This is a genomic window from Halomonas sp. DP3Y7-2 (genome assembly GCF_019800795.1).
GTDB lineage: Bacteria > Pseudomonadota > Gammaproteobacteria > Pseudomonadales > Halomonadaceae > Halomonas > Halomonas litopenaei_A.
In genome coordinates this window covers 42,485-60,158 of the sequence record NZ_JAHVKJ010000003.1, presented here as the reverse complement: position 1 = coordinate 60,158, position 17,674 = coordinate 42,485, and the positions used below count along the sequence as shown (strand labels likewise).

Genomic DNA, 17,674 nt, shown 5'->3' with positions numbered 1-17,674 from the left:
TCAACGAGTGACTTACACTAAGGAATATCGGATGCCGACTGCACCGAAGAGCATTACCGCGTTTCACCAGAACCACCGGGGAGCTGCGGCGAGCGGACTGGACTGGTGGCATCAGTGCGTAGCGCAGATTGAGCGTGTCGAGCCCGAGGTAAGGGCCTGGGAGGCGCTGGCCACAGAACCTCCCCCACTCGACCCTACGCTGTCTGACCGGCCTTTGTTCGGTGTCCCGGTAGGCATCAAGGACATCATTGATACGAGGGACCACCCTACGGCATGGGGCACGGGGGGGTATCTTTGTTCGTCTGAATCGCTGGTTGACGCGTCTCTGGTGTCGCTGCTCAAGCAGCAGGGTGCGCTGATCATGGGCAAGACAGTGTCTACCGAATTTGCGTATTTCACCCCGGGCAAGACACGCAATCCCCATGACACCTCGCGCACGCCAGGAGGGTCGTCCAGTGGTTCGGCAGCGGCGGTGGCCGCCGGTATGGTGCCCGTCGCGTTTGGTACACAGACAGCTGGCAGCATGATTCGACCTGCGAGTTATTGCGGTGTCTACGGCTTCAAGCCCACCTTCAACACGCTCAGCACCGCCGGTGTCCGCGGCTTCGCGCCATCTTTGGACACCATCGGCTGGTTCGCGCGTAGCGTTGAGGATGTCAGCACCGTGTTCTCGAGTTTGACGGGAGCGGACAGCATCCGCCCGGCGAGCAGCCTGAAGGGGCTGCGCCTCGGAGTGTTCAGTTTGCCCTCGGCCACGACCATGAGCACGGATGTTCAGCGGGTACTCGCTGAGGCAGAAGCCATGGCGAGGCACGCAGGGGCAGAGATCGTTCCTCTGGCGCTGGGCAGCGATATCGAATGCTTGGTGGAGGAGCAGAAGGTGGTGATGGCTTACGAGTCAGCCAGGACGCTGGCAAGTGAGTATGCCGCCTTTGCGGACCAGATGGGGCCCAAGCTGGTCGAATTGATCGAGGAAGGCCGAGCTATCGGCTGGTCGCGCTACCGTGATGCCATGCGCCGCGCGGCTGCGGCTCGCCAGTCATTGTCGCGGGTGTTGACGACTCAGGTCGACGGCATTTTGGCAGCCAGTGCTACAGGCGAAGCGCCGTTGGGCATCGACGCGACCGGGGACCCCCTTTACTGCCGCGCCTGGACGCTATTGGGCGTCCCTTGCCTGAACCTGCCCATCGGACAGGGTAGCCAGGGCATGCCGATCGGGGTGCAGTTGATCACGGACCGCTGGGCGGATGAGAAGCTGCTGGCCATGGCTGGTGCGTTGGTAGCGCAAGCCAGTGAGCGTCAGCCCCATGCGCTTGAGGGCATCGCGCCAGTCTGACGGTGGCTGACGAGGTCAACGGCTTTACCACAGCGGCCGTCTCTCTGGCGATCTCTCTGGCGGACATTGTCAGCGGGTACATGTCTGCCAGGCCGTTATCGCAACGGGAGAAAAACGCTTGCCCCGCGATGCGCCGAACGGACGATGCCTTGGGTCAGGTGCTGCAGATCCACAGGATGCGGGCGGGGGCGGGGCTTGTCGAGATGACGGCGTGTCCCATCTGGCTATCAAAGGACATGCTGTCTCCTGGCTTGAGGCGTGTCGGGGCGTAGTGTTCGGTCCACACCTCGACCTCGCCTTCCTGGACCACGATCTGTTCATGCCCGGCGTGGCGTTGAAGCTCACCAAACTCATCAATGCTGGTGTTCAACACCGTGGTCGAGAACACCAGAAAGTCCTTCGACACCATGTCGCTGCAAAGCAATTCAAAACGATAGTTGGGAGTCTCGACAATGTCTCCCTGGCCTGAGCGAGTCAGCGTACGCCAGCCACTGAGCGCACGGCGCTCGCGGTAGTAGAAGAGTTCGCCGACATCCACATTTAGTGCATTGGCCAGCTTGACGATGACTTCATAGGTGGGCGAAAGCCTGCCGTTCTCGATCCGCGAGATGCTGGCGGCGGATGTGCCGGATACCTGGGCCATCTGAGCGATGGTCAGCTGGCGTTCGCCGCGCAGGGCTTTCAGGTTGTCACCGATGGATCCGGCCTTGCGCGCTTTCTCATGGGGCCGGGGTGGCGTGGAGGTCTCGCTCATGCAGGTCTCCGGCGGCTCCTGCCGTCCTTGATGATGGGGGAGGAGCGTTGATTGTTGGTCTTTTTCATTTATTTTGACTGAAAATTGCGTATATGCAATGCTCAATCACGATAGTGATGCTTAATACGCAGTGTCTGCCGATCGATAACAACGCCGGCTGGGCATTGCCTTGCGCTCCTGTACGCCTATAAGAAATCCAACGAGGATAACAATGTATAAGTTGAACCGACTGGCTGGCAGCGTGACTGTTGCCGCCGCCCTCGCGAGTGTCTCCCTGTCTGCGACTGCCGAACCGATGGAGTGGAAAATGGCCACCCCATGGGGTGGCGGGCCGTGGTTGGAGCGGGACGCCCAGACCTTCGCCGACTATGTCAATCAGCTGACGGCGGGTGATGTTTCCATCGAGGTGTTTCCTGGTGGCACCCTGGGTGGCGCGCTGCGGGTGACCAATACCGTCAAGGCCGGGGTCGCCGAGGTCAGCCATAATTACGTCAACTATGACTACGGCACAGATCCGACGGCGGCGCTGCTGGCAGGTCATTCCAGCGGCCTCACGCCGGAAGAATTCATGATGTGGATGTACGAGGGCGGCGGCGTGGAACTCTATGAAGAGTTCCGCCGTGATGTCTTCGATGTGGTGGCCTTCCCGTGCTCCATTCTTGGCACCGAGATCTTCCTTCACTCCAACAAGAAGGTCGAAACGCTGGAGGATTTCCAGGGCCTGCGCCTGCGCACGTCAGGGGCCTGGGCTGAGATCGCCTCACGCCTGGGTGCCTCGACGGTGGTCATGGCCGGCAGTGAGATCTACAACGCCCTGGATCGCGGCGTGATTGATGCTGCCGAGTGGGGCAGTCCGGAAATGAACAAGCCAACGGGCTTCCAGGATGTGGCTCAGTACGTGGTGCTGCCGGGCGTTCACCAGTCTGGTGGCTTCCTGGAATGTCAGGTAAACCAGGAGGCGTGGGACGCGCTGAGCGCCGAACAGCAGGAGCTGCTGCGTCTTGCCGGCAAGCTCAGTGTGTTTGACTCCTGGCTCGCGAGCTCCTACGCCGACCTGGAGGCCTATCAGGAACTGGTGGACGGTCCGAACGAGATCGTGCAGCTGGATCAAGACTTTATCGATGCCATCTATGCGGAGACCCGCAAGTGGGAAGATGAGTACGCCGAGAGCAACGAATGGTTTGCTCGAGTGCTTGAATCTCAGCGTGAGTTCAAGGCCAGCATGACCAACTGGCAGCAGTACCGTCTGCCGATCGGTGCCATGGCTCGGGACTGACATCGTTGCTGGCGGCCCGGAGGAGGGGATGGTCCCTTCCTCCGGGCCGTTTCCTGTTCTGACTTCCTACTTTCGGGCAATTCAAGATGACGCTTATTCACGCGATCGAGCGGCTGACGCGGTGGGCAGGGGGGCTGGGTGCTCTGCTGACCTTTCCGCTGATAGCGGCGTTGGTCTACGAGGTCTTCAGCCGGTATGTGTTGGGACAACCTACCCTGTGGGCCTTCGAGGTCAGCTACATGGTCATGGGGGCCATCTTCATGCTGGGCATGGCTGATACGCTGCGACAGGGGCAGCACGTCAGCGTTGATCTGATGACGCTGCGTTGGTCGAGGCGCACCAATGCCCTGGTGCAACTGATCGGCTATGCCGTGTTCTTGCCGGTTCTGGCCTGGCTGGTGTGGGAGCTTGGCCAATACGCTCACGAAGCGCTTTTATCCAATGAACGCTCAGGCAGGTCGGCCTGGAACCCGGTGATCTGGCCGGTGTTCCTGACCTGGTGGCTCGGCTTTCTGCTGCTGGCGCTGCAGGTCGTGGCCGAAGTGTTCAAGGCGATTGCTGCATGGAAAGGTCAGGGAACCGAGAGTGAGGGCGCCCAATGAGTGATTATCTTGCCCTGGTGATGTTTCCGGCGCTGATTGGCTTCATCATTGCCGGCTTCCCGATTGCCTTCTCGATGATTGTGGTAGCGACGCTGTTCGGGGTAATGCAGTTTGGCGATGCTGCTGCCTACCAGCTGTTGACCAAGATCGAGGACACGGCGTCCAACTCGATTCTCGCAGCGGTCCCGCTGTTTATCTTCATGGGTGCGATGCTCGAGCGTTCAGGCATCGCGGAGCGGCTGTTCACCGCCATTCATTTCTGGACCCGGCGCCTGCCTGGCGGACTCGGCGTGGGCGCGGTCATCATGGGTACGCTGTTTGCAGCAGCGAGTGGGGTCGTGGGCGCGACCGAGGCGGTGATCGGCCTGCTGGCCATCCCGGTGATGCTCAAGCATCAGTACAGCAAATCGCTGATGTCGGGCACCATCTGCGCCAGCGGCTCTCTGGGCACCGCGATCCCTCCCTCCATCACTGTGGTGGTACTGGGGCCTGTGGCCAGCGTGTCGGTGGGATCACTGTTCAGTGGGCTGATGTTTCCCGGATTCCTGATGGCGTTGCTGTTCCTGCTGTACATCGTGCTGGTGGCGTACCTCAAGCCAGAAATGGCGCCTCGCATGTCGGCAACAGAGGGTGAGAGCGCGACCCTGGGAGAGAAGCTCAAGGTCACCTTTGGCGCGCTGCTGCCGACGATGGCACTGATCGTGACTGTGCTTGGCACGATCCTGCTGGGTATCGCGACCCCCACCGAAGCGGCAGCCTGTGGCGCGCTGGGTTCGGTGGTGCTGGCGCTGGCCTATCGCAACCTGACCCTGGACGTGCTTTGGAACTCGGCCAAGCGGACCTTGAATATTTCGGCGATGATTCTACTGATCGTGCTGGGGGGCAATATGTTCGCCGGTGTGTTCTTCGCCGCCGGAGGCATGGCCACGGTGCAGTCGCTGCTGATGGATACCGGGCTGAGCCCCTGGATGATCCTCGGCATGATTCTGCTGATCGCCTTCCTGGCAGGGTTCGTGCTGGACATGATCTCAGTGGTACTGATCGTGATACCGGTGGCCATGCCGATCGTGCGGGCACTGGGGTTCGATGAGATATGGTTCTGTGTTGCCTTCCTGGTGGTCATGCAGACAAGTTACCTGACGCCGCCTCTGGCTCCTTCCATCTTTTATCTCAGGGCGATCACGCCACCCGAGGTCACGCTCAAGCATATGTACACCGGGGTCATTCCTTTTATCGTTGTACAGTTGATCGTGTTGGCGTTGGTTCTGGCCTTCCCTTCCTTGGCGCTGTGGTTGCCTGATCAGCTGAGTGGGCCGTCATGGAAGTAGGCCGATCATGTTCCAAGGAGAGTCGCTGATGCAGGACACTAACGCCGCCAGTTTAGAGGGGGCCTACCTGACGCGGGAGGCCATGATGTCGCTATGTCGCAGCGTGTTGGCCCAGCATGGCTTCAACGCCGCCCAGGCCGAGGCTCTGGGGGCCACCCTGGTCGCTGCGCAATGGGACGCTTGCCAGTCCCATGGGCTTTACCGCTTGCTCGGTATCGCCGCGACGGTACGTGAAGGCGCGGCTGTCGCGGATGCACAGCCGCGTGTCGAGGACCTGGCCCCGGCGGTAGTCAGGGTGGATGCTGACGGTGGATTTTCGCCGGCAGCCTTCAAACTGGGTCTGCCGCCTCTGATCGACAAGGCCAGGCAGAGTGGCATCGCGGTAATGGCCATTCAGCGTTGCGTCCATGCCACCGCCCTGTGGGTAGAGCTCGAGCAGCTGACCGAGGCAGGGCTGGTGGCCATTGCCTGCAACCCGACCCAGGCGTACATGGCTCCCCATGGAGGCAAGCGTCCCCTGTTCGGCACCAACCCGCTGGCGTTTGGCTGGCCGCGGCAGGGGCAGCCACCGCTGATCTTCGACTTTGCCACCAGTGCCATTGCCCGGGGGGACATTGAGCTTCACCGTCGCTCCGGCGATACGATTCCGGAAGGCTGGGGCGTAGACCGGCATGGCCAGCCATGTACCGATCCGGCGGAAGTGCTGGATCATGGTGCGATGCTGCCCTTCGGTGGCCACAAGGGCTCGGCGCTGGCACTGATGGTCGAGCTGATCGCCGGGCCGATGATTGGTGACTTGATGAGCCTTGAGTCAACGGATCACGACGATGGGCGTGGTGGGTTGCCCTTCCACGGGGAGTTGATCATCGCCATTGATCCGGCCCGAACAGGAGCGGGAGCCGCTGACATGGGCAGGGCAGAGCAACTGTTCGAGCAGATGTTGGGACAGGGGGCTCGGTTGCCCGCCCAGCGCCGCTATCAGGAGCGTGCACGCAGCGCCCAACGCGGTGCTTGGGTGTCCCAGGCACTGCTCGACGATATCCATGCCTTGATGAACTCTTGATGAACTAGGGCTTGTACGAAAAGTGCCTGCGCTTGGTGATACGGCGTTAAAAATCGGCTCAAAGTGCTCATTTACACCTCGTAAACTGCGCTTTAACACCGATTTTTGCCTTGTCTAACCTTCGCTCGTCGACTTTTCGGACAAAGCCTAAGCCACCAGGCATGCGGTAGCCCGCATGCCTGCCCACCTTCCGACTGACACCTATGAATCTACTGGACAAGCGAGCGCTGTATCTGCACGAGGTCTGCAGTTGCGGGGGTATTCGCGCCGCGGCTGAGCATCTGCATGTCAATCCTTCTGTGATCAGCCGCCAGGTGCGAAGCCTCGAGCAGGAGTTAGGCATGGCCCTGCTGGAAAAGCAGGGCCGTCACGTGGTGCCGACAGAGGCCGGCAAGCTTGTGGAAGAGAGCTACCTGGCCCAGCGTCGGCTGCATTCGGAACTCGGTGATACGCTGTCCCGGCTGCGCAACCTTCAGCGTGGCAAGGTGGTGGTGTCGGTGGGAGATGGCTTCGTCGACAGCTTCATTCGCCATGTCATGCAGCGGGTGGCGGCGCAGTTTCCCGATGTGTTGATCGATATTCGCACGGGCATCTACTACCCCCGCGAACCACATGAAATGGTCGCCAATGATGAAGTCGACATTGCGGTCACCTATGGGCCGGTATCCGACCCCAGACTTGTGGTGCACTCTTTCGAGCGAGGGGCGTTGTGCGCCCTGGTGGCTCCACAGCATGCGCTGGCGCAGTACGATGCTGTCAGCGTCACACAGCTGCTTCAGCACAAGTTGATCTTCCTGCCGGACGAGTCCGGGTCCCAGCGTTTTGTCGATGCGATTTTTCGTGCGTCAGGATTGCTGGCCACGCCCTCATACCGCTGCAATCTGCATTCGATCTCTCGACGCCTGGCCTGTGCCGGGATTGGTGTCGCATTCATGACCGCTGCGGCAGCAGGCCGAGAAGTGCGAGCGGGAGAGCTGGTCGCCATTCCCATTGACCACCCCATGGCCAGGGCGAGTCAGGGGAATCTGGTGCGCAGAGCCGGCAGGCGGCTGTCGCCGGCTGCCAGCTATCTGTGGAAGGTGATGTTGGCGATGCAGTGATCAGCTTGCCATCATGTAGACCCCGGGTCCGATCGGCCAGCCCATGGTCAGCCAGAACATCAGGAAGGCGCTCCAGGTCAGCAGGAAGGTGATCGCCATGGGCAACATCGTGGCAATCAGGGTTCCCAGCCCCATATCCGGTTTGTAGCGCTGCATGTAGACCAGGGCGACCGAAAAGTAGGGACTCATCGGCGAGATGATGTTGGTGCTTGAGTCGCCAATCCGGAACATCGCCAGCACGAAGGCCGGGTCAAAGTCGATCATCATCAGCATCGGCACGAACACCGGGGCCATCAGTGCCCACTGGGCCGAGCCGCTGGTCATGAAGACGTTGAGCACGGCACTCATCAGGATGAAGGCGCCAACCAGAGGCAGGCCGGTGAAGCCGGTACTCTGCAGGATGTTGGAGCCTTCAATGGCAATGAACTGCCCCAGCTCTGACCACTTGAAGTAGGCAATGAACTGCGAGATGGCGAAGAACAGCACCAGCGTGGGGGCCAGCTCGCTGGCCGCCTCGGCCATGCGCTGCGGGACGTCACGGCTGGTCTTGATCTTGCCCACCGCGATGCCGTAGACCAGACCGATGGCGACGAAGTAGCCGAACATCAGCGGTACCAGCGACTTCAAGAACGGTGACGGGATCAGTCCGCCCTCATCGTTGCGCAGAGGCGATGCCTCCGGCAGCACGGCCAGCAGTACCAAGGCCAGATAGACCAGCGTCGTCAGTCCCACACGCTTGAGACCGCGCTTCTCGTCGGCGCTCAGTTCGTGGGTCTCCACCTCAGCGGTAAAGTCCTTGCCAAGCGGCAGGGTCCGTTGCAGCCGCGGTTCGATCACCTTGTCGATCACCAAGGTGCCTACCGTGGCAAGCACGAACACGGAGCAGGCCACGAAGTAGTAGTTGTCCACTGGAGAGATGTACGCCTCTGGATCCACCAGTCGCGCCGCATCGGTGGTAATACCGGCGAACAGCGCATCCCCGACCGTGATGAAGAGGCTGGCGTCGAAGCCCGCCCCAGCCGCTGCATAGGCGGCGGCCGCACCGGCAATCGGATGCCGACCGACGGAGTAGTAGACCATGGCGGCCAGGGGAATCAGGATCAGGTAGTTGGCATCCGAGGCGATGCTGCCGCAGATGCCCGCCAGAAACACGCAGAAGGTGAGCAGCGACGGCGGTGCCTTGGCCACGCTGACCTGCATCAGGGTCGACATCAAGCCCACCTTGTCGGCGAGACCGATACCGAACATCACCACCAGGATCAGGCCCAGGGGCGGGAAGTTGACAAAGTTGCTGACGACGCTGGTCAGCATGAATTCCAGTCCATCTGCAGAGATCAGGCTTCGCACGTGGACCACGGCATCCGTCTGCGGGTTGACCGCTGACACGCCCAAGGTGGCGAGAATGGCAGAGACCACCACCACCACGGCAGCCAGGATGGTGAACAGAATGAAGGGATGAGGCAGTTTGTTGCCTACACGCTCAATGGAGCTGAGGACGGCTTGCATGGCTCTTGACCTTGTTATGAGGTTGTCTGAAACGTTCACTCGCGGACACAGCAACAGAATGTTGTCGATGGTGTCTGTTCTGCTACCGCCGGCACCGGTAGGGGCCTCTGTTAGTTCGCTTGCATCAGGTGTTGCGCCAATGCCACGAAGGTGCCGCCTGCGACCGGCAGGATCTGGTCGTTGAAGTCGTAGTGCTCGTTATGCAGGTAGGCACTGTCACCGTTACCGACAAAGAAGAAGCAGCCAGGGACCTGCTGGAGATAGAACGCAAAGTCCTCTGCCCCCATGGTAGGCATGTAGTCCAGTTGCTGAATGTCGTCACTGACCTGCGCTTCCTTTGCCGCAGTAAGAACCTTCTCAGCCCATTCCGGGTCATTGACCAACGGCGGAATCTGGTGCTCGTGGAACATCTCGAAGCTGGCGCCGTGGGCGCTGCAGACTCCGTCGACCACCCGTTCGAGCTGTCCGGCCAAGGCCTCGCGGGATGAGGCGCGATCGCTGCGGATATTGACGACCAGTTCGGCTTCGCCGGGAATCACATTGGCGGCCTCTCCAGCATGAAAGGCCGCGACGGTGATGACCCCGGCCTCGAGCGGAGACTTGTGACGTCCCACCAGTCCCTGCAGCTGCTGGACAATACTGGCGCCGACGTAGATCGGGTCCACCGCGAGGTGCGGCATGGCGGCATGCCCGAAACGTCCCTTGATGGTCACGCGGAAGGTGTCATTGCCCCCCATCGCCGGTCCTGGCTTGACGAAGACTTGGCCAGCGGGGAAGCCGGGGCGATTGTGATAGCCGAAGATGGCTGACACGCGGGGATTGTCGAGGACTCCTTCCTCGATCATGCGCGCGGCACCATTGCCACCTTCCTCGGCCGGCTGAAAGATCAGCTTGAGGTGGCCGCACAGAGCGTCTCGACGCTGGATGATGGCTTCGGCCGCCAGCAGCAGGGCGGCGGTGTGGCCGTCATGGCCGCAGGCATGCATGAGGCCCGGATGGCGTGAACCGTGGTCAAAGGTGTTGGCCTCCTGGATGGGCAGTGCATCCATGTCGGCCCGAAAGGCGATCACTGGCCCGATGCGCCCGGTATCCAGTTCCGCCAGGACGCCCGTCCCGGCGATGTTCTCGGTGACCGTGTAGCCGAGCTCCTTGAGTCGCGATGCCACGATCGCGGCGGTGCGGTGCTCCTCGAACTTGAGCTCGGGATGGCGATGCAGATCCTGTCGCAGTGCCACACTCTCGTTGACCTGTTGCGCGGTGAACATGCTGGGTCCTTGTTGTTGACGATGATCCATGGACGCTTGACGTCGCTGAGCAGTGCCAAGGTAGGGGAATCAGCGTCACGGATGCAGCGGGCAGCAGGCATGCAATTGTTGCTTGGTGGTCAACAGTTGTGGCGTGTCAGAAACGATCAATCACCGTAGCGCCCACCCCCTTGAACTGATCCATGCTGGTGAGCCGGGCGGGAGTGTCATCCAGCGTGATGCGATCACCCACCAGCAGCGATGGATTCAGCTGCCCCTGCTGGATCATCCCCAGCATGGCGTCATAGCGGTGAGCCTGCATGCCGTGGCTGCCGATAAGTTCAAGCTCCTCGGCGATCACCTTGTGCATGGGGATCGCCGGTGCCCGGTGCTCCCCAGCCAGCAGCCCAATCTGTACGTGCCGGCCTCGGGTACGTAGTCCCATGATCGAGTTGCTGCAGGTGACCTGAGTGCCCAGGGCATCAAAGGAAAGGTGAGCGCCGCCGGCACTGATGTCATGAATCGCTTCCACCACATCCGATCTTTGCGAGGCATTGATCGTGGCAACGGCGCCCAGTTTCTTGGCCATCACCAGTGCGCCGTCCGTGATGTCGATGGCGATGACCCGGGCGCCAAGCGCCGAGGCGATCATGATCGCAGACAGGCCGACGCCACCACAGCCATGCACGCTGACCCACGCACCGGCAGACACGCGCCCCTGATCCACCACTGCGCGGAAGGCTGTGGCAAAACGGCAGCCGAGACTGGCGGCGGTGGAAAATGACATGTCCTCTGGCAGCGCAACGAGGTTGAGGTCGGCGTGATGCAGGCTGGTGTATTCGGCAAAGGCCCCCCAGTGAGTGAAGCCCGGTTGAAACTGCGAGTGGCAGACTTGCTGATGGCCTGCACGACACTCGTGGCAGCGTCCGCAGCCGCTGACGAAGGGCACTGTGACACGGTCGCCCTCTTTCCATTGAGTGACGTCCTTGCCGGCGGCGACCACGACACCCGCCATCTCGTGACCGGGGACATGGGGGAGGGTGATATCCGCATCGTGGCCCATCCAGCCATGCCAGTCACTGCGACATAGCCCAGCCGCTTCGACCTTGACGACCACGCCGTGGGGCTCTGGTGCAGGATCCTTCACCACCCGAACACTGGGTAACTGCTGGAACTTTTCAATGACAACGGCACGCATGATCGACTCTCGCAAAGGCTGAATGTGTCGTTCCATGCTAGAGCGTTGGCCAGGAATTGCTTTGCTATATTTTCTTGAGAGCCCGCAATGTGGAAAGTATCTTTTATTTCTACAAGGTTTATTGGGAGAACATTGCGTGAGTGGGCTGGACAGGAAAAATCTACAGCTGCTTGATCTGTTGCAGCAGGACGGTCGAATCACCAATGCGCGTCTTGCCGAGGCGCTGTCATTGAGCGAGACACCATGCTGGCGACGGTTGAAGCGTCTTGAGCAGGACGGCGTTATCTCAGGCTATCAGGCAACGCTTGATCGCAAGCGTCTCGGGCTAGGGGTGATGGCGTTCGTTCAACTCAATTGCATGGCCCATGACGCCACCACGGTGGCGGCGTTCGAGAAGGTGGTGATCGACAGCCCGAATATTCTGTCATGCCACAATACGACCGGAGATGATGACTTCCTGCTGATGGTCGTCGCTCGAGACCTGGAGGACTACAGTGACTTCATCGAGCGCGTGTTGCGGCGCTTGCCGGGCGTCACCAACATTCGCTCCAGTCTGTCCCTGCGGGAAATCAAGTCCACCAACCGGCTGCCGCTGGGCTAGACACGGCGGAGTGCACTGGCGACCTGGCGCGTCATGCGCGCCGGACGCTGCTCCGGAGCATCGGCGTCACCGGCAGGGTCAGCTGCTGCGGGGGGGTGTCCGGGTGATCGATCTGGGCCATCAGGAGTTCGGTGGCGCGCATGATCATGGTCTGTACCGGTTGCTGCAGAGTGGTCAGGGAGTGACTGGGCCAGGCGGCCATGGGCACATCATCGAAGCCGATGATCGATACGTCCTGTGGGATGCGCAGCTGAAATTCGCTCTGCAGAACCTCCATGGCAGCGATGGCCATCAGGTCGTTGGCGGCGAACAGGGCGTCGGGCGGAGTGGGGTGGGTAAACAGGCGGCGAGTCGCCTGACAGGCGTCTGCGTACTGATAGTTGCCCACGTCGCAGGCATGCAGTGTCTGGCCTGCCGCTGCCAGACCCTCTTCCAGTCCCGCCTGCCGTTGGCAGCTGGTAGACGTGGCGGGAAGACCCGCCAGGTACGCCACGCGACGGTGGCCTTGTGAGGCGAGGTGTCGGCCCGCCCAGTAGCCCCCTTGATAGTTGTCGCAGGCCACCTGACTGATGCCGGCATAGTCCACGGTACGGTTGATGATGACCACGGGGATTTCGTAGTCGGACACCACGGCGGCTTGCTCCTCCGTCATGGTGATGGCAAGCATGAGAATGCCTTCCACCTGACTGCGCAGAATGTCTTCCAGCACGGCATCGAAGCCATCGCTGGCGGGGGCAGAAAACAGCAGCAGGTGATAGCCCTGCTGCCGAAAGAACCGTGATGCCTGTTCGAGCATAAAGCTGTAGAACGGATTCTCCAGGCTATACACCACGACGGCGATGGTCCTGCTGGAGCGAGTGATCAGGGAGCGCGCGATGGTATTGGGGCGATAGCCGAGCTCTCGAGCGGCTTCCATGACCTTCCGGCGCGTCTTTTCCGATACCTTCGCCTCGGGAGAGAAGGTGCGACTGACGGCAGACTGCGAGACACCGGCCAGGCGGGCGACATCGCGGGAGGTGACGGATTTCTTTTTCATCGAGGCATATCTTGTCGGGTGACTGTATTGCCGGCGCTCACGCCGGCTCAATACGCTCCAGCGAAGCATAGGTGGCGATCTTGTCGATATAGACCTGAGCATTGGTCTTCACCGACTCGACCTCTTCCTCGGTCAGCTCACGCACGCGTTTGGCGGGACTGCCGAGGATGAGCGATCGTGGGGGAAAACGTTTGCCGGAGGTAATCAGGGCTCCGGCGCCAACGATACTCTGCTCCCCGATCACCGCTGCGTTGAGGATGGTAGCATTCATGCCGACCAGCACCTCGTCGCCAATTCGGCAGCCGTGCAACATGGCCAGGTGACCAATGGTGACACGCTGGCCAATGGTCACCGGCTCACCGGGGTCTGTGTGGACCACGCAGCCATCCTGCAGGTTGCTGCCGGCGCCTACCAGGATGGGGGCATTGTCGCCACGCAGGACGGCACCTGGCCAGACACTCACGTCTGCTCCCAGCTGAACGTCACCGATCAGGGTCGCCTCGTCCATCACCATGGCGTCGGCGGCGATATCGGGGGACGCGCCCCCGAGTCGATAAAGCGTCACAACCCATCTCCTTATGCGGGTGCTGATATTGGCATGCTCAACGGTGGGCCAAGCCTAGAATCCGACCTGATCCCCACCCTTTAGTCCAAGCATCTGGCGCGCCTCGTCGGGTGTGGCCACCTCGAGAGACAGGCCTTCCAGGATCTCGCGGACCTTGGTCACCTGGCTTGCATTGGTCTCGGCCAGCTTGCCCGGCCCAAGCCACAGCGAGTCCTCGAGACCGACGCGCACGTGTCCTCCCATGGCAGCGGCTTGCGCTGCAATGCGCATTTGGCTGCTGCCGGCCCCCAGCACAGACCATTCATAGTCATCGCCGAACAGGCGGTCTGCGGTGCGGCGCATGTGCATGACGTCTTCAGGATGCGGCCCGATGCCACCCAGGATACCGAACACGCTCTGGACGAAGACGCGGCCCTTGGCGACACCACGGTCGAGCAGATTGCGCAGCGAATACAGGTGGCCGATGTCGTAGCACTCGCATTCGAAGCGGGTGCCATTGGCATCGCCAAGCGTCATGGCTTTTTCGATATCAGCGAAGGTGTTCTTGAACACCAGGTCACGGCTATTGGCCAGGTGATCGCGCTCCCACTGATGGGTCAGCTCGTTGTAGCGATCGAGCATCGGGAACAGGCCGAAGTTGATCGATCCCATGTTCATGGACGCCAGCTCAGGCTTGAACTCCATGGCGGGGCGCATACGTTCTTCCACCGTCATATGGGGGCTGCCGCCGGTGGTCAGATTGATCACCGCGTCGCAGGAGCTCTTGATCCGCGGCAGGAAGCGCTCGAACATCGCCGGATCCTGGGTCGGCCTGCCATCCTTGGGGTCCCGGGCATGCAAATGCAGCACCGACGCGCCCGCCTCGGCGGCGGCGATACCTGCCTCGGCAATCTCCTCGGGGGTGACGGGAAGGTAGCGAGACATGGACGGGGTGTGAATGGCGCCGGTGACGGCGCAGGTGATGATGACCTTGCGTTTTGTAGCCATTTCCGTGAAGTCCTTTAGCAAAGTGAGCACAGCGGCGTGAACGTTGCCGCATGACGTGTGCGGTTTAGCGTGGTGTCGTAGCCTGCTGATGGGCGAGCAGTGCCATCAAGCGGCGATCACGCCAGGCCTGGCGTTCACCCAGTTCGTGTGTGGGGAGCAAGGCGCGGCGCTGCTCGTCCAGTGCCTCCAGGGTGGCGTCGAGCCAGGGGTCTTCCTGTCCGCGCTCGCGATCGATATCGCGATACAGCGGGCCGTAGCGCTTGCCGTAGTCGGCAATGCCCGCAGGCGCATTGAGGTCGATGGTCTCGAAGGGGCCCATGAAGGACCAGCGCAGGCCGAGCCCGTGTTTCATGGTCTTGTCGAGGTCCTCGGCGGACACCACGCCATCGCGGAACAGCCGCAGGGCTTCGTTGAGCAGCGCCCCTTGCAGGCGGTTGAGGACAAAGCCTGCCACCTCCTGGTGGACCAGAATCGGGACCTGGCGCGCTTGTTCCATCAGGGCCATGGCCCGCTGAACACTCTGTTCACTGGTGGCTGGCGTCGGTACCACCTCTACCAGCGGAATCAGGTAGGGCGGGTTGACCGGATGTGCCACGAGGCAGCGCTGAGGGTGCTCCAGGTGATCGGTAAAGCGCGAGGCGGCGATCCCCGAGGTGGAGCTGGCCAGCACGCAGTCACTGCTGACCACCGCCTCCAGATCGCGGTAGATCTGACGTTTCGCGGTCACGTCTTCCGGCCCGCACTCCTGGATGTAGATGGCATCCTGCATGGCCGAGACGAGGTGGCTGTCAAAACGAATTCTGGCCATGATCGCCACTGGATCATCGATCAGCCCTGCGTCAGCCAGGTCTGTCAGCGACTGCTGGATCGCTGCAGATGCCCTGTCCAGGGCATCAGCATCTACATCAAACAAGGTGACGGGCAGCTCTGCTCGAGCGAATACGATGGCCCAGGCGCGACCAATGAGTCCTGCGCCGACCACACCGATGGAAGTCGTCATGAGAGCGTCCTGAGGTCAGAGGGATTCGACGTTGGCACAGACACTGAGCGCCTGCCCCGAGATGTTGGATCCGCCTGGTGCAGCGAGGAACAGCGCCATGGCGGCGATATCCGTCGGATCTACCATGCGGCGCATCGATATCTTTGAGAGGTTCTCGGTTTCCATCTCCTCGTAGCTGATGCCACGCTTGGCCGCTCGATCCTCAATGACCTTGGTGATCCGTGGGCCGCGCACGATGCCCGGAAGAATGGCATTCACACGCACGCCTTCCGGACCAAGCTCGCAGGCCAGGCTCTTGGTCAGGCCGACCACGGCCCATTTGCTGGCGGCATAGGGGGTGCGATAGGCGAACCCCAGGCGGCCAGCCACGGAGGCCAGATTGACCAGCAGTCCCTGACTATCACGCAGCAAGGGCGCTGCACGATGTGCGACCCGGTACTGTCCGTTGAGGTTGATATCGATGGTCTGGGTCCAGCTGGCGTGGTCGATGTCCTCGATGCCTGCCGTCGGGCCAGCAATACCGGCGTTATTGACGACCACGTCCAGGCCCCCTAGGGCCGATGCATCGTCGAACAGGCGAGCGACATCCTCGTCGTTGCTGACATCGCAATGGGTGCGTGTGATGTGCGGCGGCAGGGCATCCAGCGCCTTGTCATCGATGTCGCAGACGTGAACCCGAGCACCGGCTTCGGCAAAGGCGCTGGCAATGGCAAGGCCAATGCCCGACGCGCCGGCGGTCACCAGTACGCGCAGTCCCTGGCGGGGGCGAAGGCTTTCTACAACACTCATGGGGTCTCTCCTTGTAGGGTTACAGCGACGGCAGCCAGGTCGACAGGGCCGGCAGCAGACTGATGATGAGCAGGTTGATCAGCACGATGGCGACGAAGGGCATGACGGCCCAGGTCAGCCGCGCAATGCCGATATTGGTGATCTGAGAGGCCACGAACAGGTTGAGCCCGACCGGTGGGGTGAACATGCCCATGGCCAGGTTAACCACCATGATGATGCCGAAGTGAATCGGGTCGAAGCCGTAGCTCACGGCAATGGGCAGCAGGATGGGCACGAAGATCAGGATGGCGGCCGCCGCCTCGATGAACATGCCAGCGAGCAGCAGCAGCAGGTTGGCCAGCAGGATAAACAGCAGCGGACTGTCGATGGCCGAGATCACGAAGTCGGAGATCATGTCCGGCACTCTGAGGCTCTGCAGAATGCGTCCATACAGTCCGGCGGCAGCGATGATGCTGAGAACCACCGCTGTGGTTACTGCGGATTGACGCAGAATGCCCACCAGACTGTCGAGCTTGATCTCTCGATAGATCACCGTGCCGATGACAAAGGAATAGGCCACCGCGATCACCGCTGCCTCGGTCGGTGTAAACACCCCACCGTAGATGCCGCCAAGGATGATGACCGGCATGAGGATGGCGAGGATGGCTTTCTTGCCGGCGCGCCAGACGTCGCTCAGTGAGCTTTTCTCGCCACCGCCAAGACCGTTGGCGCGGGCAAAGAAGTAGGCAAAGACCAGGAGGGTCAGGGTAACCAGAATGCCAGGCAGGATGCCGGCAATGAACATGTCGCCAACGGACACGTTGGCCGCGATGGCATAGAGGATCAAGGGAATACTGGGAGGGATAATGACCCCCAGAGCGCCCGACGCCGCCTGATTGGCCGCCGCATAGCCACCGGGATAGCCCTTGGCCAGCATCGCGGGAATCAGGATAGAGCCGATGGCTGCCGTGGTGGCTGCCCCGGATCCAGAAATCGCAGCAAAGAACAGCGACGTGACGATGGCGACCATGGCCAGCCCGCCCGTCATGCTGCCGACCAGGGTATTGGAGAAATCGACCAGGCGCTTCGAGATGCCGCCGCCCTGCATCAGGTAGCCCGCGAGGATGAAGAACGGAATCGCCATCAGCGGAAAGGAGTTGACCGAGGCAATCAGCTGTTGTGCCACGATCAGCATCGGCATCAGGTCGCCTTGCCACACCGTCAGGGCAGACGCCAGTCCCAGCGAGAAGGCAATGGGAACACCCACCACGAAAAGAGAGATAAGGGTCAAGAACAGCATGAGGGCCATG

Annotated in this window: 17 protein-coding genes; 7 read left to right on the top strand and 10 right to left on the bottom strand. The window is 61.3% G+C overall.

Features of this window, described 5'->3' with window-relative positions:
• The first annotated feature begins 31 nt into the window (after positions 1–31).
• Entirely contained in the window at positions 32–1,336 is a 1,305-nt protein-coding gene (locus KUV45_RS04540; protein WP_206944816.1) for an amidase, read from the top strand.
• A 154-nt stretch (positions 1,337–1,490) separates the two neighbouring features.
• Here the strand turns inward: KUV45_RS04540 and KUV45_RS20370 are convergent, their stop codons facing one another.
• Positions 1,491–2,090, bottom strand: a complete 600-nt coding sequence (locus KUV45_RS20370; RefSeq protein ID WP_206944815.1) for a helix-turn-helix domain-containing protein — start codon at positions 2,088–2,090, stop codon at positions 1,491–1,493.
• 211 nt (positions 2,091–2,301) lie between these two features.
• Between KUV45_RS20370 and KUV45_RS04530 the strand changes: the two genes are divergently transcribed.
• The 5 genes from KUV45_RS04530 (at position 2,302) to KUV45_RS04510 (ending at position 7,459) form a co-directional block, all read left to right on the top strand.
• Positions 2,302–3,366 carry a C4-dicarboxylate ABC transporter substrate-binding protein gene (locus KUV45_RS04530; RefSeq protein ID WP_206944814.1) on the top strand — a complete coding sequence of 355 codons (1,065 nt, stop codon included), beginning with the start codon at positions 2,302–2,304 and terminating at the stop codon, positions 3,364–3,366.
• 86 nt (positions 3,367–3,452) lie between these two features.
• Positions 3,453–3,968: a TRAP transporter small permease subunit gene (locus KUV45_RS04525; RefSeq protein ID WP_222164319.1), complete on the top strand. Its 516-nt coding sequence runs from the start codon at positions 3,453–3,455 to the stop codon at positions 3,966–3,968.
• A complete protein-coding gene (locus KUV45_RS04520) occupies positions 3,965–5,296 on the top strand; it encodes a TRAP transporter large permease subunit (RefSeq protein WP_222164318.1) in 1,332 nt (443 codons plus the stop codon). Before KUV45_RS04525 ends, KUV45_RS04520 begins: the two co-directional genes overlap by 4 nt.
• Positions 5,297–5,324: 28 nt before the next feature.
• The gene (locus KUV45_RS04515; protein ID WP_308126693.1) at positions 5,325–6,359 is read left to right on the top strand and encodes an Ldh family oxidoreductase; all 1,035 of its coding nucleotides are present in this window, start codon (positions 5,325–5,327) and stop codon (positions 6,357–6,359) included.
• A gap of 203 nt (positions 6,360–6,562) precedes the next feature.
• Positions 6,563–7,459: a LysR family transcriptional regulator gene (locus tag KUV45_RS04510; protein ID WP_222164317.1), complete on the top strand. Its 897-nt coding sequence runs from the start codon at positions 6,563–6,565 to the stop codon at positions 7,457–7,459.
• Here the strand turns inward: KUV45_RS04510 and KUV45_RS04505 are convergent, their stop codons facing one another.
• From KUV45_RS04505 to KUV45_RS04495, 3 genes are all read right to left on the bottom strand, one after another.
• A complete protein-coding gene (locus KUV45_RS04505; RefSeq protein ID WP_206944810.1) occupies positions 7,460–8,965 on the bottom strand; it encodes an AbgT family transporter in 1,506 nt (501 codons plus the stop codon).
• 110 nt (positions 8,966–9,075) lie between these two features.
• Positions 9,076–10,230, bottom strand: coding sequence for a M20 family metallopeptidase (locus KUV45_RS04500; RefSeq protein ID WP_222164316.1), 1,155 nt, complete (start codon positions 10,228–10,230; stop codon positions 9,076–9,078).
• A gap of 136 nt (positions 10,231–10,366) precedes the next feature.
• Entirely contained in the window at positions 10,367–11,407 is a 1,041-nt protein-coding gene (locus KUV45_RS04495) for a zinc-dependent alcohol dehydrogenase family protein (protein ID WP_222164325.1), read from the bottom strand.
• A gap of 136 nt (positions 11,408–11,543) precedes the next feature.
• Between KUV45_RS04495 and KUV45_RS04490 the strand changes: the two genes are divergently transcribed.
• Positions 11,544–12,008, top strand: a complete 465-nt coding sequence (locus tag KUV45_RS04490; protein WP_206944808.1) for an Lrp/AsnC family transcriptional regulator — start codon at positions 11,544–11,546, stop codon at positions 12,006–12,008.
• A 31-nt stretch (positions 12,009–12,039) separates the two neighbouring features.
• Here KUV45_RS04490 and KUV45_RS04485 read toward each other — a convergent pair whose 3' ends face one another.
• The 6 genes from KUV45_RS04485 to KUV45_RS04460 all read right to left on the bottom strand — a co-directional run bounded on the left by KUV45_RS04485 (position 12,040) and on the right by KUV45_RS04460 (position 17,673).
• Complete coding sequence (locus tag KUV45_RS04485; RefSeq protein ID WP_222164315.1) at positions 12,040–13,044, bottom strand: LacI family DNA-binding transcriptional regulator; 1,005 nt, start codon at positions 13,042–13,044, stop codon at positions 12,040–12,042.
• 37 nt (positions 13,045–13,081) lie between these two features.
• Positions 13,082–13,609 carry a gamma carbonic anhydrase family protein gene (locus KUV45_RS04480; protein ID WP_206944806.1) on the bottom strand — a complete coding sequence of 176 codons (528 nt, stop codon included), beginning with the start codon at positions 13,607–13,609 and terminating at the stop codon, positions 13,082–13,084.
• Positions 13,610–13,663: 54 nt separating this feature from the next.
• The gene (locus KUV45_RS04475; RefSeq protein WP_222164314.1) at positions 13,664–14,596 is read right to left on the bottom strand and encodes a 3-keto-5-aminohexanoate cleavage protein; all 933 of its coding nucleotides are present in this window, start codon (positions 14,594–14,596) and stop codon (positions 13,664–13,666) included.
• A 64-nt stretch (positions 14,597–14,660) separates the two neighbouring features.
• Entirely contained in the window at positions 14,661–15,596 is a 936-nt protein-coding gene (locus KUV45_RS04470; protein ID WP_222164313.1) for a 3-hydroxyacyl-CoA dehydrogenase, read from the bottom strand.
• A 15-nt stretch (positions 15,597–15,611) separates the two neighbouring features.
• The gene (locus KUV45_RS04465) at positions 15,612–16,385 is read right to left on the bottom strand and encodes an SDR family oxidoreductase (RefSeq protein WP_206944803.1); all 774 of its coding nucleotides are present in this window, start codon (positions 16,383–16,385) and stop codon (positions 15,612–15,614) included.
• 19 nt (positions 16,386–16,404) lie between these two features.
• On the bottom strand, positions 16,405–17,673 hold the full coding sequence (locus tag KUV45_RS04460) for a TRAP transporter large permease (protein WP_222164312.1): 1,269 nt from the start codon (positions 17,671–17,673) through the stop codon (positions 16,405–16,407).
• Position 17,674: the final 1 nt, after the last annotated feature.